The 21,939-nt window shown below is 62.2% G+C and carries 20 protein-coding genes; 6 read left to right on the forward strand and 14 right to left on the reverse strand.

The window, feature by feature from the left end; translation table 11 throughout:
- Positions 1-118: 118 nt before the first annotated feature.
- From SPHINGO391_RS21655 to SPHINGO391_RS21670, 4 genes are all read right to left on the reverse strand, one after another.
- Positions 119-1,144, reverse strand: coding sequence for a glucokinase (locus tag SPHINGO391_RS21655; RefSeq protein WP_152010784.1), 1,026 nt, complete (start codon positions 1,142-1,144; stop codon positions 119-121).
- Between the two features lie 74 nt (positions 1,145-1,218).
- Positions 1,219-1,596 (reverse strand): methylglyoxal synthase, encoded by a 378-nt coding sequence (locus SPHINGO391_RS21660; protein ID WP_152010785.1) that lies wholly within the window; start codon positions 1,594-1,596, stop codon positions 1,219-1,221.
- Between the two features lie 144 nt (positions 1,597-1,740).
- Positions 1,741-2,742: a penicillin-insensitive murein endopeptidase gene (gene mepA / locus SPHINGO391_RS21665; protein WP_152011685.1), complete on the reverse strand. Its 1,002-nt coding sequence runs from the start codon at positions 2,740-2,742 to the stop codon at positions 1,741-1,743.
- A 242-nt stretch (positions 2,743-2,984) separates the two neighbouring features.
- Positions 2,985-4,838: a hypothetical protein gene (locus SPHINGO391_RS21670; protein WP_152010786.1), complete on the reverse strand. Its 1,854-nt coding sequence runs from the start codon at positions 4,836-4,838 to the stop codon at positions 2,985-2,987.
- 106 nt (positions 4,839-4,944) lie between these two features.
- On the opposite strand from SPHINGO391_RS21670, the gene SPHINGO391_RS21675 reads away from it, so the two are divergent.
- The gene (locus tag SPHINGO391_RS21675; RefSeq protein ID WP_244615316.1) at positions 4,945-5,973 is read left to right on the forward strand and encodes a glycosyltransferase; all 1,029 of its coding nucleotides are present in this window, start codon (positions 4,945-4,947) and stop codon (positions 5,971-5,973) included.
- A complete protein-coding gene (locus SPHINGO391_RS21680) occupies positions 5,970-6,350 on the forward strand; it encodes a GtrA family protein (RefSeq protein WP_152010787.1) in 381 nt (126 codons plus the stop codon). The genes SPHINGO391_RS21675 and SPHINGO391_RS21680 overlap by 4 nt, the downstream gene beginning before the upstream one ends.
- 39 nt (positions 6,351-6,389) lie before the next feature.
- On the opposite strand, the gene SPHINGO391_RS21685 is transcribed toward SPHINGO391_RS21680, so the two are convergent.
- Positions 6,390-7,376 carry a Gfo/Idh/MocA family oxidoreductase gene (locus SPHINGO391_RS21685; RefSeq protein ID WP_152011686.1) on the reverse strand — a complete coding sequence of 329 codons (987 nt, stop codon included), beginning with the start codon at positions 7,374-7,376 and terminating at the stop codon, positions 6,390-6,392.
- Between the two features lie 257 nt (positions 7,377-7,633).
- Between SPHINGO391_RS21685 and SPHINGO391_RS21690 the strand changes: the two genes are divergently transcribed.
- Positions 7,634-8,020: a GtrA family protein gene (locus SPHINGO391_RS21690; RefSeq protein ID WP_152010788.1), complete on the forward strand. Its 387-nt coding sequence runs from the start codon at positions 7,634-7,636 to the stop codon at positions 8,018-8,020.
- Between the two features lie 40 nt (positions 8,021-8,060).
- On the opposite strand, the gene SPHINGO391_RS21695 is transcribed toward SPHINGO391_RS21690, so the two are convergent.
- Positions 8,061-9,446 (reverse strand): nicotinate phosphoribosyltransferase, encoded by a 1,386-nt coding sequence (locus SPHINGO391_RS21695; protein WP_152010789.1) that lies wholly within the window; start codon positions 9,444-9,446, stop codon positions 8,061-8,063.
- 234 nt (positions 9,447-9,680) lie between these two features.
- On the opposite strand from SPHINGO391_RS21695, the gene SPHINGO391_RS21700 reads away from it, so the two are divergent.
- A complete protein-coding gene (locus SPHINGO391_RS21700) occupies positions 9,681-10,352 on the forward strand; it encodes a metal-binding protein ZinT (protein ID WP_152010790.1) in 672 nt (223 codons plus the stop codon).
- Between the two features lie 108 nt (positions 10,353-10,460).
- Here the strand turns inward: SPHINGO391_RS21700 and pheT are convergent, their stop codons facing one another.
- From pheT to infC, 5 genes are all read right to left on the reverse strand, one after another.
- On the reverse strand, positions 10,461-12,872 hold the full coding sequence (gene pheT / locus SPHINGO391_RS21705; protein ID WP_152010791.1) for a phenylalanine--tRNA ligase subunit beta: 2,412 nt from the start codon (positions 12,870-12,872) through the stop codon (positions 10,461-10,463).
- A 26-nt stretch (positions 12,873-12,898) separates the two neighbouring features.
- Positions 12,899-13,984: a phenylalanine--tRNA ligase subunit alpha gene (pheS, locus tag SPHINGO391_RS21710; RefSeq protein WP_152010792.1), complete on the reverse strand. Its 1,086-nt coding sequence runs from the start codon at positions 13,982-13,984 to the stop codon at positions 12,899-12,901.
- A 190-nt stretch (positions 13,985-14,174) separates the two neighbouring features.
- Complete coding sequence (gene rplT / locus SPHINGO391_RS21715; RefSeq protein ID WP_152010793.1) at positions 14,175-14,576, reverse strand: 50S ribosomal protein L20; 402 nt, start codon at positions 14,574-14,576, stop codon at positions 14,175-14,177.
- A 37-nt stretch (positions 14,577-14,613) separates the two neighbouring features.
- Positions 14,614-14,814: a 50S ribosomal protein L35 gene (gene rpmI, locus SPHINGO391_RS21720; RefSeq protein WP_152010794.1), complete on the reverse strand. Its 201-nt coding sequence runs from the start codon at positions 14,812-14,814 to the stop codon at positions 14,614-14,616.
- A gap of 262 nt (positions 14,815-15,076) precedes the next feature.
- Complete coding sequence (gene infC, locus SPHINGO391_RS21725; protein WP_244615471.1) at positions 15,077-15,613, reverse strand: translation initiation factor IF-3; 537 nt, start codon at positions 15,611-15,613, stop codon at positions 15,077-15,079.
- 241 nt (positions 15,614-15,854) lie between these two features.
- Here infC and SPHINGO391_RS21730 point away from each other — a divergent pair, with 241 nt between their 5' ends.
- Complete coding sequence (locus tag SPHINGO391_RS21730) at positions 15,855-16,604, forward strand: alpha/beta hydrolase (protein ID WP_244615473.1); 750 nt, start codon at positions 15,855-15,857, stop codon at positions 16,602-16,604.
- A gap of 221 nt (positions 16,605-16,825) precedes the next feature.
- A complete protein-coding gene (locus tag SPHINGO391_RS21735; RefSeq protein WP_152010797.1) occupies positions 16,826-17,401 on the forward strand; it encodes a transglutaminase-like cysteine peptidase in 576 nt (191 codons plus the stop codon).
- A gap of 28 nt (positions 17,402-17,429) precedes the next feature.
- On the opposite strand, the gene SPHINGO391_RS21740 is transcribed toward SPHINGO391_RS21735, so the two are convergent.
- From SPHINGO391_RS21740 to mbfA, 3 genes are all read right to left on the reverse strand, one after another.
- On the reverse strand, positions 17,430-18,626 hold the full coding sequence (locus SPHINGO391_RS21740) for an MFS transporter (RefSeq protein WP_152010798.1): 1,197 nt from the start codon (positions 18,624-18,626) through the stop codon (positions 17,430-17,432).
- 142 nt (positions 18,627-18,768) lie between these two features.
- Entirely contained in the window at positions 18,769-20,673 is a 1,905-nt protein-coding gene (locus SPHINGO391_RS21745) for a nucleoside-diphosphate sugar epimerase/dehydratase (protein ID WP_152010799.1), read from the reverse strand.
- Between the two features lie 267 nt (positions 20,674-20,940).
- On the reverse strand, positions 20,941-21,924 hold the full coding sequence (mbfA, locus tag SPHINGO391_RS21750) for an iron exporter MbfA (RefSeq protein ID WP_152010800.1): 984 nt from the start codon (positions 21,922-21,924) through the stop codon (positions 20,941-20,943).
- Positions 21,925-21,939 lie beyond the last annotated feature (15 nt).

Raw genomic sequence — 21,939 nt, forward strand, 5'->3', positions numbered from 1 at the left:
TCCTGCCGCGCGCCAATTCTCGTCATCCTGCATGGCGCCCGAAAGAGCGCCGTCTCACTCAACCCGGAATGCTCCCGGCCGTTCCTGGCGGCTCTATAGCGGGTTGAAAGCGGTTTGCCTATGCTTTCCAGCGCCTGCCTTCGGTGGCAACGCCAAAGCGGACCGGGGTGCGGGCATAGGCCGCAAGACCAGACAGCGCCGCCAGCGGGTGGGTAATCACGAAAGTCGGGACGTGCTTCAGAATGGCCGTGTGGGGCGCCTTGTCCTCGAAAGCCTCGCGGAAACGTGGCTCAGAAAGCGCCGGCAGGATCTTCTGGACGATGCCGCCGGCCAGAAAAACGCCGCCGCGCGCCATGAAGATCAGCGCCAGATCGCCCGCCACGCGGCCGAGATAGGTGACGAACAATTCGATCGTCTCCACCGCGGCCGGATCCGAACCTTGAGACCAGTGCGCGGTCACTTCGGCGGGTGTCGTGGCGGTCGGCTTGCTGCCATTGGCCTTGCAGACGGTCCGGTAGATGTTCATCATGCCGCGTCCGCACAGCAATTGCTCCGCGGATACCCGGCCCTCAATGGTCTCATAGAGCGGGAACAGCTCGTAATCCCGACTGGTGCGGGGACCGATGTCGATGTGGCCGCCCTCGCCGGGAACAGGAAACCAGGTGTGGCGGGCATGGACCAGGCCGGAAACGCCAAGACCGGTGCCGGGGCCGACCACCACGCGCGAGGTGGAGGGACGGATCTCACCGCCGCCGATCTTTTCGAGAAATTCCGGGCCCAGCGATGCGGCCGCAAGTCCCTGAGCTTCGAAATCGTTGATCACCACGACATTCTCGAAACCCAGATCGCGGATCATGACCCTGGGCTGGATCACCCAGTCGCAATTGGTCAGGTCGATTTCATCGCCCTTGATCGGGCCGGCCACCGCGAGGATGGCAGATCGCGGCTGCAGCGAGGTGCGATCGAGCACTCCGGTCTGGATTGCCTCGTCGATGGTCGGGTAGTCGGCCGTTGCCAGAACCGGAAACTCTTTCGGCTCGGCATAGGCGTCGGTGAGAATGGCGAAGCGTGCATTGGTGCCGCCGATATCGCCGATCAGGACCGGAAATGCGATGGAATGGTCGGTTTCATGAGAAGAGGGCATGCTCTGTTTCCCGTGGGGCGTGGTCTGTTGGCGGCGCGAGCAGAAGGCGGCGCCATGTTTGGTCGGCCGGCGGACTATCCAAGCGCCTTGAGCAGGGTGTCAGCCGTGGCGCGGTTGAGCGCCATTGGAATATCATAAACGATGGCAAGCCGCATCAGCGCCTTGACGTCGACATCGTGCGGCATGGCCGTCAGCGGGTCGACGAAGAAGATGACAAGGCCGACATCGCCGGTGGCGATCAGGGCGCCGATCTGCTGATCGCCACCCAATGGCCCGCTCTTGAGCCGTTCGATCTTGAGCTCCGGGCAGGCTTCGGCGATGCGACCGCCGGTGGTGCCGGTGGCAACGATCGGAAACCGCGACAGCGCTGCCTGGTGGGACCTGGCGAAATCGGCCAGATCATCCTTCTTCTGGTCATGCGCGATCAGCGCAACGGCTTTGTGAACAGTCATGGCGGCCCATCATCGGAAAAACCACGGGAAGATCGCGGCTTAGACGCTTTCAATCGATTTGATACGCCGATCTATATCCCGTACCCCGACCAAACAAAAGCCACCGCAGCGATGAATTTTCGATGACAGTAAGCTCCGGACCAGTCAGTTGGCAGGCCGTGGAACCGGCAGCGGAATGCGCCCGGGCAAGGGAAGCGGCGCAAAGGCCGATGCCCGGATCGCCGCATTGTTGGCGTTCGCGCGGGCAATGCGGGCGATCGGATCGGCGCCCAGCGTCACTTCCGCTTCCGATGCCGGGCCCGGCGCAGCAATTACCATCCTGCAGGCCGATGGCAGATCGGACAGCTGGATGTCGCGCTTCTTCGGCTTGGGCTTCGTGTCGTCTTTCTTTGGCTTGGCCGGCGCCCAGGGCTCATCGGTAAACCACCAGGCAAGAGAACTGTCGCATCCCGCGCCAGCCGGAGGCGGGGTCTGGCTCCTGCAGCCGCTGGCGCCCGGCGGACACTTGATGCGGATGTGAAAATGATAGTGATGCCCGTAATAGGGCCGGATCTTGCCCATCGCCGCGCGGCTGCCGGTCCAGCTGTCACAGAGCTTTTTCTTGATGCCCGGATGAACGAAGATGCGCTCGACCTCCGGATAGCTTGCCGCGCGCATCAGCAGCCGGGCATGGGCCGGGGTCCAGATCCGGTCATCGACATAGAGCGTGTTCTTCTTGAGCATCGAAGTCGCCGACAGGTTCTCCCGTTCGGCTGCGGAGAGTTTGCGGTCCGGCATCGGCGTGAGCCAGACATCGGCATCAAGACCAACCTGATGCGAGGCATGGCCCGAGAGCATCGGACCGCCGCGTGGCTGCGCTATGTCGCCGACCAGCAGGCCGGGCCAGCCATCCTGAGCGGCGGCTTCACGCGACAGCTTCTCGACCAGCCGGATGAGATCGGGATGACCCCAGCGCCGGTTGCGAGACAGCCGCATCGCCTGCCAGGTCGGCCCGTCGGTCGGAATGGCAATGCCGCCGGCGAGACAGCCCTTTGAGTAGAAGCCGATGGCGCGCGCCGGCAGCGCGGCCGGCAGGTCTGCCGCACCGAATACCTGCTTGGCGGGTTGATCGGCGGCTGTCGGCTGTGCTGCCCCGGCGGCCGCCATTGCGGTGGCAAGCGCCACAAACAAAGCCTTGCGCACCAGGCGCACAAGGTTGCGGCCCGGGACATGACGCAGATTGCGAACTGAGGTCATGGGCTTGGTCTCCGGGCGCTCGGACGGGATGACGAACAAATCATTCCAGCAAGTCTAGCCCATCCAGTCCCCCAACGGAATCGGCGGGCAGGCTTAAATTGCGTCCGGCCCGCCAGCCAATGGCCCAGATGACCGGGCTCCGGCTCCTGGCCTCAGGGCAGAACGCGGTAAAGCTGCAATGGCTCGTCCTCGGTGCCGGGGACCGGTTCCAGCCAGTCGGGCACAACGCCCTTGCTCAATTGCGCGTAGAGTCCTTCGGGGGCGACGGTCTTGACGATCCCGATCTGCGGATCGCTCGCGCAGAAGGCGACAAGCGTGACTTCGGCGCCACGAAGGAACTTGACCGCATCCCCGGGACTGGCCATCGCCGCATGCAGTTCGGTGAGCATGCCGCCCTGATTGCGGTGATAGGGAGCTGCGAGCACCCGGTGCTCAGTGAAGCGCAGGATATGGGCTCCGAGGTTTGACGGCCCGGCGACCACGCCCGCGGGTTCGCGGGCGAGAAACCGCATGGCGTCGGCATCGGTGCAGACTTTCTCTTCCTGGGTGGGAAGGCCGCTGATCTCCTGGCCGGTCACCTTGTCGACCGCCATCGACAAACCCAATCCGGCAAGAGCCCAGACGAAGGGGACCGAGGCAAGCGCGGTGGCCGCAAAGGCAAGTCCCTTGCGCAGATCCTTCTGATCGGCATTGGCCCTTGTACGCATCTCCGCGACCAGCGCCGCCATCGGAATTGTCGAAAGGAGGTTGGCAAACACGGCACCGCGCACCTGAACCAGGGCGATCCCCCACGAAACCGCCAGCAGTGCAAGCAGGACTGCGTGAGCCTGAACATCGCGGCGCTGGAGGATCTGCCGCAGACACAGCGCCATCGCCAGGACCGGAACGAGATAGAAGCCGCCGGCGGTCCAGGGGTCCTGGCTGAGCTGGGCCCAGACAGACTGGGCCTCGGTGACATTGTTGAGCCACATGCTGACCAGCAGCGGGTCGAGGGTCGCGAGCGGATTGCCGAGGCATTGCGGTGCTATCACCACGGCCGCGGCAAGCGTGGCCGCACCGACCAGGCCGAGGGCCGCGCCACGCTGGGCAAGGCTGCGGGCGGAAACGGCCGACACGGCAAGGAAGAAGCTGCCTGCGCCAATGACGCCGAGCGCATAAAAACCGGTCGACAAGGCATCACAGGCGACCATGCCGTAGTGTGCGGGGGGAACCGTCAGGAAGAAGACCGCGGTCAGGGTCGTGGCCATGGCAAGGGCGAAGGCTGAAGCGGCGGCTTTCATGCCGTCGCCCAGCCAGAGCCACTGAACGGCAACAATGGCGCAAGCAACAACGATATGCGGTGTCGTTTCCGCGCCGATGGCAATGGCCAGGGCAGCAGCGAAGCCGGCAACCGCGTGGGCATAGGGCGGGCGGCCGGGGAGGATGAGACAGGCTGCAATGGTTGCGATCAAACCAAGCTGGACATTGTGATGGTCGATTGATCCTGGCTGGAACCGGTTGACGCCCAGAACGAACAGGAAGGCCAGCGCCAGCGCCAGCAATCCACCCTGCCGGCCGGCCAGAACCGTGCCCCCGGCAGCCATCGCATAGAAGACAGGAATCGCGGTCAGCAGCGGCCAGGTGAAAAGGGCCGCGGCCTCGGCCATTTCCGGGCCGACGAACAGCGAGAACAGCATGATGAGATTGGCGATCGGCAGATCGATCAGTCTCGACCAGTGCATCAGCGTGCCGCCATCAAGGCCGAGGCGGTACTGCATGAGATCGAACCAGCCCTGCCCGGCGAGCAGGTCGCGCACCTCTACCAGCCGCATGACATCGTCATTGTCGGCGCCGACGTAATCGACATAATTGGCGAAATGCATGACTGCAGTTACGGCCACCAGCACGAGGAAGCTCAGCAGAACCGGACGGTGCAGCGCGGAAAGCGGACTTGAACTGCCTTGCCGTTCGACCTGCCCGGCGGGCGCGCTGCCGGTCTCCCCGGCCACGGGGCTGATATTGGTCAATGGGAACTCCAACGCAGATTTGTCCGACACATTCAACCTAGCCTTAACCTTCTCAAGAAATAGTAAAGCCACGGGCGATTCCGGCCCGCAGCGAACGGGGATTCCCATGACGGACGGCTTGATTGAAGGTCTCGACATTGCGGTGCTGCTGCCCTGCTACAACGAAGCCGCCACCATCGGCGAGGTCGTGGCCGGGTTCCGCGCCGCCATTCCGGGTGCCCGGATCTATGTCTATGACAACAATTCGAAGGACCAGACGGCGCTTCGCGCGGCGCTGGCCGGGGCGACGGTCGTGCGCGAGCCGCGGCAGGGCAAGGGCCATGTGGTGCGCCGCATGTTCTCCGACATCGATGCCGACATCTACCTGATGGCCGACGGTGACGGCACCTATGCCCCCCAGGACGGCCCCGAACTGATCCGGACGCTTCTGACCGAGCGCTGCGACATGGTTGTCGGCACCCGCCGCGGTGTCACCGACGATGCCGGACGGCGCGGACATGCCTTTGGCAACTCGATCTTCAACACGCTGTACAAGACCATCTTCGGCAAGGATTTCACCGACATCTTCTCCGGCTACCGGGCGTTTTCGCGCCGGTTTGCGAAAAGCTTCCCGGCGGTGTCGGGCGGCTTCGAAATCGAGACCGAAATGAGCGTTCACGCTTCGGTGCTGAAGCTGCCGGTGACCGAACTGGCACTTGATTACGGCCGCAGGCCCGAGGGATCGCAATCGAAGCTGTCGACCTTCAAGGATGGCGCGAAGATCCTGTGGATGTTCGCGATGCTGATGAAGGAAACCCGGCCGTTCATGTTCTTCAGCTATCTCAGCGTGTTCACGCTCGCCACATCGATGATGTTCATGGTGCCGGTGCTCAACGAATACTTCCTCACCGGCCTGGTCACGCGCATGCCGACCTGGATGCTGGCCATGGCGCTGATGATGATGGCGCTGATGATCTTCGCCGCAGGCGTGATCCTCGATTCTGTGGCGCGGGGACGGGCCGAGCAGAAGCGCTTCCACTACATGTCGATTGCGCCGACACGCACGGCCCAGGCCCGGGCGGCAGAGCCCGACACAAGGGCCGCACAAATGGAGAGCCTTGCGCGCACGGCAGAAAGCCGCAAACTCGCTTCATGAGAAAGCTTGCCTTCTTTGCCTTTGCGGGGGCGACGGGCTTCGCGGTGGACATGGGCGTGCTCTGGCTGCTGCTCAGCCTGACGCCGCTCGATCCGTTCAGTGCCCGGGTGCTGGCGATCGCCACGGCGATGCTGTGCACCTACCTGATCAACCGGACCTTCACCTTCGGCGCATCGACACGGCACGTGGCGGTTGAAGGCGCACGCTACGGCAGCGTCGGCATTGCCTCGGCGCTGGTCAATTATGCGGTCTATTCCGGCCTGCTGATCGCCTGGTCGGGACTGTCTCCCTACGTGGCGCTTTTCTTCGGTTCGGCGGTGGCCACGCTGTTTTCCTATCTCGGCTATTCCCGTTTCGTGTTCGGGACCAATCGCTGACGAAGAGACCCAGGCGGGTTCACAGCCCGGCCCACCGTCTCAGACGGTCTCCCAGCCATCGTGGGTGGCGGCGCGGTAGACCGCGTCGATGAATTTCTGATTGAGCACAGACTGCTCAAGCGTGAACACCTCGTCATCGCTGCCGCCGACCTTGCGGACAAAGGCTTCGGCCTCGAGCCGGTACTGGCGCACGCCGCCGAAACGGAATGTGGTGGCCTGGTCGTGGCCGCGGCTTTGGAGCACCACCGTCGGGTGACCGTAGTCACCCGAATTGAACGGTGCGGTCACCTCGATGAAACCGTCGTCGCCGTGGAAGACCATCGACTGGCGCGCCGCCATCTGGGTGGAGCAGTAGAAGCTCATTTCGAACGTGCCGAAATCGGCCTTGACGCTGGCATAGCGGTCGGTGCCGAAATCCGGATCCATCTCCACGGTCGCCTGGACCCTGAGCGGCTCCCTTCCGGTCGAGAACCGGGTGGTGACCGTCGGGTAGACGCCGATGTCGGGAAGGCCGCCGCCACCGAGCGCGGCATCATTGCGCATGTTGGTCGGATCGGTGTTGAAATAGCTGAAGGCGCCCTGGACATGGCGCAAGCTGCCGATGGCGCCCTCGGCGATCAGCGAACGGACCTTGCGCCACTGAGGGTGATAGGTGACCATGAATGCTTCGCTGACCAGGACGTTGTTGGCGTCGCGCGCGGCGATCAGCGGCCCGATCTCGCCGGCATTGAGCGAGATCGGCTTTTCGCACAGCACGTGCTTGCCGGCCTCGGCCGCCTTGATCGACCATTCGATGTGCTGCGAGGTGGGCAGCGGGATATAGATGCCGTCAACCTCGGATGACGCCAGAAGCTCTTCGTAGGATGAGTAAGCCAATGGCACGCCGAAGCGGTCTGCCAGGGCGCGGGCGCGGGCATGATCGCGGCTGGCAATTGCGGTCACCACGCCGTTTTCGGCATCCTGGAATTGCGGGATCACATGCTCGCGGCCGATCTTTGCGGTGGACAGAATTCCCCATCGAAACATGTTCAATCCTCTCATTCCTGCTTGTGTGCGGCGGCAGGTTGCCATGCCGCAAATCAGCGGGCATTGAAGCCCGCCCGATATGGTGCATGTCAACACCCGGGTTGCATTCAACCATGCATTGGGTGGATATGGGCGCATGAATTGTGACGACGCCGGCCACGCCGGGTTGACGCTCGCATTATTGTAAGCGAGGACTTCCAGACCTCCGGCCGGGCCGAAATCCCGGTTGCCCAAACCGAAAGCCGATATCCCTCCACATGAAAAAACTCTCATTCTTCCTGTTTGCGGGTGCCGTGGGCTTCGTGGTGGACATGGGCGTGCTGTGGCTGCTGCTCGAGTTCAAGATGCTTGACCCGTTCACCGCACGCGCGCCGGCAATCGGTGCTGCGCTGGTGTGCAGCTACATCATCAACCGCACCTTCACATTCGGCGCCTCGCACAGGAAGGTCGCTGTGGAGGGCGTGCGCTATGGCGGCGTCGGCCTTGTCTCGACGCTGATCAACTATTCGGTCTATTCCGGGCTGCTGCTGGTGCTGCCAGGCATCTCGCCCTACCTGGCGCTGATCTTCGGATCGGGGTCTGCGACCACATTCGCCTATCTGGGCTATTCCCGATTTGTCTTCGGTCCCGGGCGGGACCTGTAAACCGTACTTTTTCCAGCGACAGACCGGCCCTTAGGGCACCCTATTCCCCGGATGCCGCCCGTTCGCGGATCTGGGCGAAGGTCCAGTCGACCAGCAATTCGCCATCCTGCCAGACCGGCTGCATAAGGTTTGTGCGATCCCCGAGATCCTTGAGCGGAACCGCCAGCAGGGTTCCGTCTTCGCGCACCACAGCCTGGCGGTAGCGTTTTGACGCCTTGCCGGGGTCGGTCTTGGGGTTCTTGTTGATGCCGTGCCACTGGCCGTCATCGTCCTGGCGGGCATTGGCCTTCATGGCGAAGCGCAGCGTGTCACGGTTGACCTTCTGCAACAGGCCCGCACCCATGCCGAAGGCGATGTTTTCCGCTGACCAGCCCTTGTCCTCGAGCCGGCCGAGAATGATCCTGATCGTCTCCGGGGTGACACCGTCTCCCTGGATCACCCGCACCGCCGGGTTGAGCACCTTGTAGCCCTTGGCGTTGACCGAGAAGCCGAAGATCTCGCCCAGCATCTGCACCGTGTCGACCGGCACGCGGGTGGCATCGCCGGAATCGGGCCGCACCACCAAGGTGCCGCCCGAGGCCTCGACCTCGGCCTTGAGTTCCTCGCCCCAGATGTTCTTGACCGCGCGGTAGAGATCGTAGGAATCCGACACGACGGCCACGAGTTTTCCGGGACCGGCGAACTGGGTGAGCATGTTGCGGTAGGCCTCGGTCTCGCGGTCCTCGCCCCAGCTGGTCATGGTCGAGTGCTCGGCGGCGGGGATCGAGAAACCCGCCATCTGTTCGTGATAGAAGCGGCGCGCATAGACCAGCGCGCTCACGGTATCGGTGCCCATGAAGCTGACCAGGTGGGCGACGCCGCCGATGCCGGCCTGTTCGAGCGAGGTTGCACCGCGGGCGCCGAAATCATGCAGGCGGAAGGGCAGCACCTCGGCCGGTGCGTCACAGGTGCGCTCGAGCGAGGCGGAGATGATCTGGCGCGCACCGTGCGACACGGTGGCCACCGTGGAGGGGTACCAGACGGCGCGCAGAAGTGCTGTCTCGATGAATGTCGGCAACCAGAAGAAGTCCGGATCGGTGTTCCGGACCTGAACCAGCGGCGTGCCGGTCGGCGCGACCATGCCTTCGGGCAGCGCCTCGATCAGCAGCGGAAAGTGGCCGTCATGGCGGGTGACGATCTTCTCGAAACCCTCGCGATGGAACGGCAGGCCGTGCGCCGTGATCATCGCCTCGGCTTCGTCGACGTCGGCCATGGTAATCTTGCGAGCGAGATAGTCCTTGAGGAACATCTGCAGCCCGAAGAACAGCACATGGTCATGCGCCCCGCCGGGCCGCGCCTCGATATAGGCCGAGATCGCCGCGGTTTCGGGCGGATACTGCGCGAAATGCGAGTACTTGTAGCTGTCTGAGTTCAGAATGAGGTTCATGGGCTCGTTTCTCACGGACGTTCGGATCGCTTATAGCCCGCCCGGCGACCGTTCGCCTACCTCGCGAGATGAAAATTCCCCGGCTGTATGTTCGACGGTCGCAAGTGCCGATCGGTCGCCAACCGGGTATGGGGCTTGCAATGCACGGGGACGATCGCTAAAGGGAGTATTGTTATGTTATCACGTGACGTATTGATTCAAGGGAACCACTCCCCAACTCTCGAGGTTTCAGATATGCAAGACACAATTTCCGACCTTTTCGGCAAAGCTCTCGGCATCGGCTGCGCGATTCTGGTCGCAACGATGGCGCTTGCCGCCAGTCCCGCAGCGGCGGCATCGGACAAGAGCCACAGCCACGAGGCGCACAAGAGCGACGACATCTATCGCGGCTATTTCGAGGACAGCCAGATCGAGGCCAGAACGCTCGCGGACTGGGAAGGAGACTGGCAGTCGGTTTATCCGTACCTGCAGGACCGGTCGCTCGACCCGGTCCTGGCTCACAAGGCAGAAAGCGGCGAAAAGACCATAGAGGAATACCGCGCCTACTATCAGACCGGCTACAAGACCGATGTCGAGCGCATCGTCATCGATGGCGACACATTCACCTTCTACCGCGAGGGAAATGCCACAAGCGCGCAATATGCGTCCGACGGACACGAAGTCCTGACCTACAAGAAAGGCAATCGCGGGGTCCGCTACATCTTCCGGAAGACCGGCGGCGATGCCGCAGCACCGATGTTCGTCCAGTTCAGCGACCATGCCATCGCTCCGGTGAAGGCAGGGCACTATCACATCTACTCGGGCGACGACCGCGCCGCCCTACTGAAGGAGGTCACCAACTGGCCGACCTACTATCCGTCGAGCCTGACAACAGACGGCATCGTCCAGGAAATGCTGGCGCACTGATTGCGCGCAGCAAGACCGTAATCACATGATAAAGGCGGCGCTCTTGAGTGAAGAGCGCCGCCTGCTTTTTACGGTTCGTTCGGGGTCCGCAACCGGGTATGAAGCGCCTTACCCCCTCAACACGCCGCCCGAGGATTTCTCGACATTGGCGATGACGGATTTCGCCAGCCTGTCGAGATCCTCGTCGGTCAGCGTGCGGTCGCGTGGCTGGATGGTGATCTCGATGGCGACCGACTTCTTGCCTTCGCCGAGCGAGGGGCCGGCGAACAGGTCGAAGACATTGACGCCGGAAATCAGAGCCTTGTCGGCACCTTGGGCAGCGCGCACCAGCGTGGCGGCGGGCACATCGCTGTCGACCACGAAGGCAAAGTCGCGGCGCACGGCCTGGAAGGCCGAGAGACTGAGGCCCGGCTTGGTGCGGGTAGCCTTGCGCTTGGCTTCGGGAATCGCATCGACGAAGACTTCGAAGCCGCAGAGCGGTCCGGAGACATCGAGCGCGTCAAGCGTGTTGGGGTGGAACTCGCCGAAATGGCCAAGAACGGTTTTCGGGCCAAGCTTGATCAGGCCGGACCGGCCGGGATGATACCAGCCGGGCGCGCCGGGTTCGAAGCTCAGCCGGTCGGCCGGAGCCCCGCAGGCTTCGAGCACGGCAATGGCGTCGGCCTTGGCGTCGAACACGCCGACGGGTTTGGCAGCGCCATCCCAGTGGCGGCCCGCGCCGGTCATCTGTGCGGTGCCTCGACGGATGCCGCCGGCAACCCGGCGCTGGCCCTCGGGCGTGTCGTTCTCGTAGGTGCCCGAGACCTCGAACAGCGCCACGTCGCCGAAACCGCGGTCTGCATTGCGCTGGGCGGCGAGGATCAGGCCCGGCAGCAGCGAGGGGCGCATGTCGGACATGTCAGAGGCGATCGGGTTGACCAGCCTGAGTTCGCGGCTTCCGCCGCCGAACAATTTGGCATGGTCTTCGGCAATGAAGGACCAGGTGACAGCTTCCATCATTCCGCGCGATGCAAGCGCGCGCTTGGCCGAACGGGTGCGGACCTGGATGGTGGTGAGGATCCGGCCATTGACGCTGCCCGACGGGGCCAGCGGCTCGGGCCTGATCTCGTCAACACCGTGGATGCGCATGACCTCTTCCACCAGATCGGCCTTGCCATCGACATCCGGACGCCAGGAGGGAACGGCCACCTTGACCGTCTCGCCGGAGCCGGAGACCTCGAAACCGAGGCCGGAGAGGATCTCGCGGGATTCCCCGTTGGAGACGGTGAGCCCGGTCAGCCGCTTGACCTCGGAGAAGGGGAAATCGACGACCTTCTTCTCATGCCCCTTGTAGCCCGTCACGCGGGCTTCGGCCGCCGTGCCGCCGCACATAGCAAGCACAAGTTCGGTGGTGCGCTCGAGGCCGGGCAGCATGTATTCGGGATCAACGCCGCGTTCGAACCGGTAGCGGGCATCGGTGATGATGCCGTGGCTGCGGCCGGTCTTGGCGATATTGATCGGGTCCCAGAGAGCGGATTCGATCAGCACATTGGTGGTGGTCTCGTCGCAGCCGGAATGCTCGCCGCCCATGACACCGCCGATGGATTCAAGGCCGTTGTCATCGGCAATCACCACATTGGCGGGATTGAGCTTGTAAGTGCGGGTGTCGAGAGCGAGGATTTCCTCGCCTTCGAGCGCGCGACGCACGACGAGGTCGCCCTTGACCTTGTCGGCGTCGAAGACGTGCATCGGCCGGCCCTGGTCGAAGGTCATGTAGTTGGTGACGTCAACCAGCGCCGAGATCGGGCGAAGACCGATGGCGATGAGCCGCTGCTGCATCCATTTCGGGCTGGGACCGTTCTTCACTCCGCGCACCAGCCGCCAGGCGAAGCCGGGGCACAGGCTCTCGTCGTCGAGAATGATCCTGACGTTCTGCGATGTCTCGCCTTCGACCGGGAAGTCCGGCGCCTTCGGGGTCTTCAGTTTCCCGAGCCCGGAAGCGGCGAGATCGCGGGCAATGCCGAAGATCGAGGTGCAGTCGGGACGGTTCGGCGTCAGGTTGATCTCGATGACCGGATCGTCGAGACCGGCATAAGCCGCAAACGATGTGCCGACCGGCGCGTCTTCGGGCAGATCGATGATGCCGTCGTGCTCGTCGGACATGTCCAGCTCCCTCTCGGAGCACATCATGCCGTGGCTTTCGACGCCTCGGATGTTGCCGACGGCGAGCGTCACGTCGATGCCCGGCACATAGGTGCCGGGTTCTGCCAGCGCGCCGATCAGTCCGGCGCGGGCGTTGGGCGCGCCGCAGACGATCTGCACCGGCTTGCCGTCGCCCTTGTCGACCATGAGAACGCGCAGCTTGTCGGCGTTCGGGTGCTGCTCGGCGGAGACGACCTTGGCGATGGTGAAGGGCTGGTAGGCCGCCTTGTCGTCGACATCCTCGACCTCGAGGCCGATGGCGGTCAGACGCTCGCAGATCTCATTGAGCGTGGCGTCGGTTTCAAGGTGATCCTTGAGCCAGGAGAGGGTGAATTTCATAGGTCTGTACTCCTTACGCGCTCAACTCAGGCACTGAGGCCGCCGAACAATGTCGGCACATCGAGCGGACGGAAGCCGTAATGGCTCATCCAGCGAACATCGGCGTTGAAGAAATCCCTCAGGTCGGGCATGCCGTATTTGAGCATGGCGATGCGGTCGAGCCCCATACCCCAGGCAAAGCCCTGGTACTCGTCGGGATCGAGCCCGCCGGCGCGCAGGACGTTCGGGTGCACCATACCGCAGCCGAGGATCTCCATCCAGTCGGTGCCCTCGCCGAACTTGACGATCGGCCCGGAGCTGCGGTCGCACTGGATGTCGACTTCGAACGAGGGTTCGGTGAACGGGAAGAACGAGGGGCGGAAACGCATGGTGACGCTGTCGACCTCGAAGAAGGCCTTGCAGAACTCTTCCAGCACCCAGCGCAGATGGCCGACATTGGCAGTCTTGTCGATCACCAGCCCCTCAACCTGATGGAACATGGGCGAATGGGTGGCGTCGCTGTCCTGCCGGTAGGTCTTGCCCGGAATGACGATGCGGATCGGCGGCTTCTGCGTCTCCATGGTGCGGATCTGCACCGGCGAGGTGTGGGTGCGCAGAACCTTGCGCTCGCCATTGTCGTCGGGCTCGAGAAAGAACGTATCGTGCATCTCGCGGGCCGGGTGGCCGTCGGGGAAATTGAGCGCGGTGAAATTGTAGTGGTCGGTCTCGATGTCCGGACCTTCGGCGATGGAAAAGCCCATGTCGGCGAAGATGGCGGTGATCTCGTCGACGATCTGGCTGATCGGATGAATGCGGCCGCGCTCGGCAGGCGAGGAACGCACCGGCAGGCTGACATCGACGGTTTCGCGCGCCAGACGTTCGGTGATGGCAGCGTCCCTGAGTTCGGTCTTGCGGGCGGCGATGGCATCGGCGACGCGCGCCTTGAGGCCGTTGATCGCCGGACCCGCCTCCTGGCGCTCTTCCGGTGTCATCTTGCCCAATCCCTTGAGCAATTCGGACACCGAGCCCTTCTTGCCGAGTGCCGCGACCCGCACGGCCTCGATGGCCGCTTCATCGGCGCTGGCGGCGATCTCGTCCATGATGGAGGTTTCAAGCGTCTGGTACTGGCTCATGGTCTTTGACTACCTGTATCTTACTGGCTGTATCTTGCTGGCCGTATCTGGCGGGCACCGGGCCCCGGCTCAACCGAATTGGCACTCTCGAGAAACAGGCGATCGCCCAGCTCTCAAACGACGAATCCCGCGCCAGCCGTGCCAGCGCGGGATCCCAAAATTCAAATTCAGTTTTCGGGAAAACGCTGGCTTAGGCGACAGCGCTTTCAAATTCGTTCGGCGTTGCATCCTTGAGGTACTCAAGTGCCTTCTTGGAAGCCGCAACCAGAACACCGAATGCTTCCGCGTCATGGATCGCCATGTCGGAGAGAACCTTGCGGTCAACCTCGATGCCGGCCTTGGTCAGGCCGTCGATGAAGCGGCCATAGGTCAGGCCGTGCTCGCGGACAGCGGCATTGATGCGCTGGATCCAGAGCGCACGGAAATTCCGCTTGCGGACCTTGCGGTCGCGGTAGGCGTACTGCATCGACTTGTCGACGGCAGCCTTCGCGGCGCGGATGGTATTCTTGCGGCGTCCGTAAAAGCCCTTGGCTTTCTTGAGGACCTTCTTGTGTTTTGCGTGGGCGGTAACGCCCCGTTTTACGCGTGCCATATCATGATCTCCTTAAAATCGCTGGTCCCGGCTCTGTTCACAGGCCGTTGGGGAGGAACTTCTTGACGATCTTGGCGTCAGGTTCGGAGAGAACCATGGTGCCGCGTGCGTCGCGAATGAACTTGTTGGACCGCTTGATCATGCCATGGCGCTTGCCGGCGGCTGCAGCGAGGACCTTGCCGCTCGCCGTGATCTTGAACCGCTTCTTGGCAGACGATTTCGTCTTCATCTTGGGCATTTCGCTACTCCTTATCAGACCTCAGGGTGCCTCGTGGGCACCGCATGGCCATTTCTTGTTGGGTGAGACGCAAAAGGGCGAAGACCCCTTTTCCATCAAGCGTTGGAAACCGCCTCGGCATGCCCTGCCGGCCGGTTTGAACGCGCGCCTTATAACTGTCACCTGACAAAAGCGCAACGGGCGTTGCAATGAATCCGCCTGATAAAAGCAAAAACCGGCCCTGGCATCTGCCGGGCCGGTGTGAATCAGGCGGACGAACCTGTTACTTCGGCGCCAGGACCATCATCATCTGACGGCCTTCGAGCTTCGGCTCGGCCTCGACCTTGGCGATCTCGATGGTGTCGTCCTTGACCTTCTGAAGCAGCTTCATGCCGAGTTCCATGTGGGCCATCTCGCGACCGCGGAACCGCAACGTCACCTTGACCTTGTCGCCTTCATCAAAAAAGCGGTTCATGGCGCGCATCTTCACGTCATAATCATGCGTGTCGATGTTGGGGCGCATCTTGATTTCCTTGACCTCGACGGTCTTCTGCTTCTTGCGTGCCTCGGAGGCCTTCTTCTGCGATGCGTATTTGAGCTTGCCCAGATCAACGATCTTGCAAACCGGAACATCGCCATTGGAGTTGATCTCGACAAGATCAAGGCCGGCTTCTTCGGCCATAGCGAGAGCCTGTTCTGTCGGCAGGACGCCGTGGTTCTGACCTTCGGCGTCAATGAGCTGGACCGATGCGGCCCGGATATTCTGGTTTGCGCGGGGGCCTTCGTTTACGGTTGGCGGCGCTCTGAATGGTCTGCGAATGGCTTTGGTCTCCTGATTAACTCGTACAATTCCGCCGGATACGGCGCACGAGCACGTATGTCTCGAGCGCAATGTCGTCATCGGCTGGCTGGTGTCAATAGCATGGCTTCGCGAAAAAATCACCACAGGGCCGGTATCGCGCCGGCGAATCTTGTAAAAGAGGCAAAATCGACGGAATGGGAGCCTCTTGAAAATGACTGAACCGGTCGCCGGCAAACTGGACGTAGGCACGGGCGCTGACATGCGCTCGATCGCAGCGCTGACCCGAAAGGCGACGGAGAAAGGTGCCGGCTTGCCCGGCGTGGTCTGGCTCGGCGGATATCGCTCGGACATGACCGGTTCGAAAGCCGAGGCGCTGTGCCAGCAGGCCGGCCGCAACGGGCAGGCCTGCCTGCGGTTCGACTATTCCGGCCATGGCGCTTCGGGCGGGGATTTTCGCGACGGCACGATTTCGCGGTGGCTGGAAGAGAGCCTGGCGACGTTCGATCACTATACATCGGGTCCGCAAATCCTTGTCGGTTCATCCATGGGCGGCTGGATCGGGCTGCGCATGGTGCAGGAACTGAGGGCCCGCGGGCAGGGAAACCGGGTGGCCGGCCTCGTTCTGATTGCACCTGCACCGGATTTCACGCTGGAACTGATGGAACCGGAACTGACCGATGCACAACGCCAGGCGCTCGAGCAGGACGGGTATTATGAAGAGCCTACGCCATACGGGCCGGATCCGAACATCTTCACCCGGGCGCTGTTCGAGGATGGCCGCAAGAACCGGGTTCTCGAGGGCCTGATCGAGACCGGCGCACCGGTCCATATCATACAGGGGATGGCAGATCCGGACGTTCCATGGCGCCACGCCCTGCGCCTGATGGAACACCTGCCCTCGGAGAACGTCACCCTGACGCTGATCCGCGACGGCGACCACCGGCTGTCGCGGGACGAGGACATCGCCCGCATCCTGGCAGCCGTGGACGGGATCGCCAGCGGCAGTTGATCAAGCCATGCCCAAAGGTCGCGGACTGTTCCGAATCCGGACATTGCCTCAACCAAAAAACAGGTGTGATGCAAATGCCGCGGCCGGTAACCATGTCTGAACAAGGCCAGGCACGCGCAATTGACTCTTCCGGTCATCCATTCTTAACTGTTTGTTAACGAAATGGGACGGCGTGGAGTTAACCGGCAATGTTGTGCGGACCGGGACGAACAAAACGGGCAATGATTGCCCTGGTGGCGTCGATGATGCTGCCGGCGGGTGCACTTGCCTCCGGGTTGTCGATGCAGGTCGGGCGGATAACGTCACAGCCGATCGGCCATTACGAGTTCTGCAAGAAGTTCACTGCCGAATGCGAGCCGGTCAAAGGCTCGGGCGCCGCTCCGAAGGTTACCGACTACGGCTGGGACGTGATTCGTGAGATCAACCGAGCGGTCAATTTCTCGGTGATGCCGAAAACAGATCTGGAGCTGTTCGGCAAGGAAGAGGTGTGGACCTACCCCAACGTCGCCGGCGACTGCGAGGATTATGTGCTGCTCAAGCGGCACATGCTGATCGAGCGCGGCTTCTCGCCGGCCGATGTGCTCATCACCGTGGTCCGCAAACCCGATGGCGAAGGCCACGCGGTGCTCACACTGCGAACCTCCGAAGGCGATTTCGTGCTGGACAACCTGGTTGACGAAGTCAAGCACTGGCGGAAAACGCCCTACAGCTATCTCAAGCGCCAGGCATCGACCAATTCCGGCCGGTGGGTCACCATCGAGAACGGTTCCGACGTTCTGGTCGGCGCATTGAAGTAACCGCGTCCGGGGATGCGGGCTCGTGAGATCAAGCGGCCTCTGGCGCTTCCATGAATCGTACCAGCGCCAACAGCGAAATCAGTGAAAGCAATGACAGGGCGACGAGACAACCGATCGCGGTTGCCGTTCCCAGGCGTTCATTGAGGAAAATGATCGTAAACGGTGCCGACGCCGACAGCACCATGCGGAAACCGGACAGGGTTCCGGTGCGGCGGCCATAGCCTTCCGGACCGAAGTAATGCAGCGGCAGCATGCCGCGGACAATCGATGTCAGGCCCTGGCCAACCCCATACATGACAGCGAAGGCGAAGAGGAAAGCCGGGACCAGCGCCAGCAGCGTCACCCCCAGAAGAGCCAGTCCGAGCACCATGGCTGATGCCGCGATGATCGCAGTCATCGGGGGAGAAAAATGGCTGCGCCGCGCATATTCAAACAGGCGCGCCGCCACCTGGGACGGGCCGATACAACTCGCGGCAATGGTCGCTGTCGCCGTGGCAAAACCGATGTCGTCGAGAAGAATCAGCAAGGACGCCCCTATTGCCGACAGCACGAACCCGCCGCTCGCCAGGCTGATACCCAGCAGGATCATCGGGCGGCTTCCGGTGACGTGCTGGTAGGACTTGACCAGGGCCAGCGCATTGGGCTCTACCAGCATCTCCGGCGGCGTCAGCCGACCCTTCGGCATGGTCAGGTGAATCGGCAGGGCGATCAGGAGATTCATCGCGGCAAGCACCAGATACACCTCACGCCAGGTCATCTGCGTCAACAGCCATTGAATGAGCGGCCAGAACACGGTTGATGCGAAACCCGCAATCAGTGTGACGAGCGTGATCTCGGCGCGGGCATTGCGGCCATAGCGCTGGGCAAGGGCTGCAAAGCCTGCATCATATTGGACCGCAATCGCCACGAACTCCGCCATCAGCGCGAGAACGGTGAACTGCCAGGCATTCTGCATGACGGCAATCAATGCGAGTGTGGTCGCGGCAAACAGCGACCCGGCGCTCATCACGGAACGGGCGCCGAAACGGTCGATCATCCGGCCAATGATCGGCGCCGAAATGGCTCCGGCCAGCAGACCGATCGAAAAGATGGCAAAGACAAAGCTCTCCTCCCATCCGAATTCCCCGGCGATTTCGGGAGCGAGCACAGCGAACGAGTAATAGAGTGTCCCGTAACCGATGGTCATGGTGACACCCAGACCGATGGTCGAGGGAGATATCTTCATGGGGCCGCAGATAGATGACTTGGATGGCGACTGGATGACACTCCAGCATCCGCCAAACGTCAACCCCATCCGATCGGCGCAGTTGCCTGGCTATCCCGGTAAACAGCGGCACAAGCTTCGGCTTGAGACACAAATCGTCGGATCACTCGGCTTCCAGCCCCATGCCGGCGACGCGACGCAGAAACTCGAGCAATCGCTCACGGTCTTCACTGACCGTCAGATCCTGAAGTTCGCGGAACATCTCTTCGATATCGAGGCCTTCGGGAGCAGATTCGGCGGCAACGGTAATCTTCTGGTGTGAAGTCGGCTTTGCCGCCTCGACCGAGAAATACAGCTCCTCGTGAAGCTTTTCGCCGGGACGCAGGCCGATCTCGTGAATGGCGATGTCGCCAGTGGGGTTGGAGGCATCACTGACGGTCAAGTTCGACAGCTGCACCATCTTGATGGCCAGATCCCGGATACGAACCGCATTTCCCATGTCGAGCAGGAAGATGCGCCCCGGGAAGTCTTCACGAGCATCATTGCGGCGGGCCAGACTTCCGGCCTGAATGACCAGTTGGGCGGCTTCCTCGATGGACATGAAATAGCGTGTGGTTTCGGAGTGGGTCAGTGTGATCGGCCCACCCTTGCGGATCTGCTCCTTGAACAGCGGTATGACCGAACCGCTGGACCCGATCACATTGCCGAAGCGGACGGCGCAGAACACCTTTTCCTTGCCGTCCTTTTGCGCCTTCTCGGCGAAATCCTGGACAATAAGTTCGGCGACGCGCTTGGAGGCGCCCATGATGCTCGATGGCCTGACAGCCTTGTCGGTCGATATCAGGACGAAAACCTCGACATCGCTGTCATAGGCGGCCGACGCGACCGTGGACGTGCCCAGCACGTTGTTCTTGATGCCTTCAAACGGATTTGCCTCGACCAGGGGCACATGCTTGTAGGCTGCAGCATGGAAAACCGTCTTGACCGCATGCTCGCGCATGACCCGGCGCATCAGGGCCGGATCATCGACGGATCCAAGCACCGCAACCCGTTCAAGGCCGCTCTGGCTGGCCAGTTCCCGGTCGATCTGGTAAAGCGCGAATTCGCTCGAATCCAGCATGATCAGCCTGGACACTCCGACCGCGCTCAACTGCCGGCAGAGTTCGGATCCGATCGAGCCGCCGGCGCCGGTGACCAGAACCACCTTGTTGCGGGTATTGGCTTGCATCAGGTCAGGATCCGGCGGCACCGCATCCCGCCCGAGCAGATCGCCGATCTCGACGTCGCGGATCAGATCAACCGTATGCTTGCCGTCTGCGATGTCGACAAAGGCGGGCAGGATACGCACCCGCAAACCGAGCCGGCTCAGACGCTCGACCACCTCGACACGGCGCGCCGAATTGGCGCTGCGCATGGTCACGATGGCTTCACTGATGTCCTTCTTCTCGATCAACCGCTCGAGATCCGCCGGATTTCTGATCTTGATTCCGCCGATCGTGGCGCCCCACATGGTCGGATCGTCATCGACCTGGTGGATCATGATCCGGTTGCTGTTCTGTTTCAGCGTCGCGGCGATCTGGCGGCCGGCATCGCCCGCGCCATACACCAGGATGTTCCTGCGCTGCGTTTCTTCCTGGGTGAACTCGAGGATGACCCATCGCGAGACATAGCGAAAGCCGGAGATCAGGAGCAGGGAGAGGAGCCAGAACAGCACCAGCACGGTGCGCGGCACAAGGGTGGAGCCCTCGAGACGGGCAACATAAGCCACCACCGCCCAGAAAACCGCGGTCAGCGCCACGGCCTTGAAGATCGTCCACAATGCATGTTCGCCGACATAACGCGTGATCGAGGTGTAGAGCCCGAAGGCATACATGATCGGGATCCCGATCGCCGGCGCCGCAATAATGAGAAGCACCTGATTGATGTCGGGATCGTAGAGCGCGTTGTAGCGAATCGAATAGGCCAGCCACACCGCGCTCGCAAACAAGACAATATCCATGATGATAAGTATGTATTGCTTGGAGCGTCGGCTTCTCGCCGCAAGCCAGTTGATCACCTTACGCATCATGCCCGAAGTCTCATGTTGTTGTTCATTTCCCCGCCGAAACACGAAATCCGACAGGAGGCTCAATGGCACAGCCCCCGGCGCTTGGCAACACGACCGCCGGAAGCCGCCCGCTCGATTGTATCGGGAGCTCCGCACATCAAGACTTTGGCCGCTGGCAGGTCAAGCCTCATTTCATGCCGGGATCGGAGCCGGTCACAAGCGGCGCTCAGGCAGGACGCCGTGGATCAGCCACGGCATCAGTCCGTACGGAAAAGGCGGTAAATACCCTCAGGCGTTGCCGATCAACAGACCTGCGGCAAAGACCAGCGCGCCGCCCAGAACAACCTGGAAAATCGCGCGGCTCCACGGCGTGTCCATCCAGTGGTTCTGGATCCAGGCGATGGCCCACAATTCGACGAACACTACGGCAATGGCCACCGTGGTGGCGATGGTGAAATCGGGAATGAGATAGGGAAGCGCGTGACCGAGGCCGCCGATCGCCGTCATGATGCCTGATGCAAGGCCGCGTTTGAGCGGCGATCCGCGGCCTGAGATGACGCCATCGTCGTGGGCGGCTTCGGTAAAGCCCATCGAAATGCCCGCGCCGACCGAGGCTGACAGGCCGACGAGGAAGGTGGTCCATGTGTCCCCTGTGGCAAAGGCGGTGGCAAAGATCGGTGCGAGCGTGGAAACCGATCCGTCCATGAGACCGGCAAGACCAGGTTGGACATAGGTGAGGATGAACTTGCGGCGATCGGTCTGCGCTTCCTCAGCCTGAACATCCTCGGGCGTGTGTTCGAGTCCCAACCGGCGGGCCAGAGATTCATGACTTTTTTCCGCCAGCGCGAGGTCGCCGAGCAGCTTTCTTGTATCGGCGTCCTCGGTACGCGCAGCCGCGGCGAGATAGAAATTGTGGGCCTGCGCCTCCATTTCCTCGGCGGTCAGGCGAATCTTGTCGATCGACTGGTTTCTGACCAGCCAGTCGGGTTTGCGTTCGTAGAAACCGCGGACATGCTCGCGGCGAATGAGAGGAATCCTATCGCCGAAGCGCGTCTTGTGGCGCTCGATCAGCCGTGCCCGGTGAACACTTTCCTCTTCGGCCATCTCCTCAAAGACCCTGGCCGATTGCGGGAAGTCATCACGCAGGTGATCCGCATAGGCGAGATAAATCCGCGCATCATCCTCTTCGGACGATATGGCGAGGGCCAAGACTTCCTGTTCGCTCAGCGATTTGAATGACCGTCGACCGGAACCGAGAATACGAGCCAACATGGCAAACCTCACATA

The organism is Hoeflea sp. EC-HK425, assembly GCF_902498795.1.
In the GTDB taxonomy this organism is placed as follows: Bacteria; Pseudomonadota; Alphaproteobacteria; order Rhizobiales; family Rhizobiaceae; genus Hoeflea; species Hoeflea alexandrii.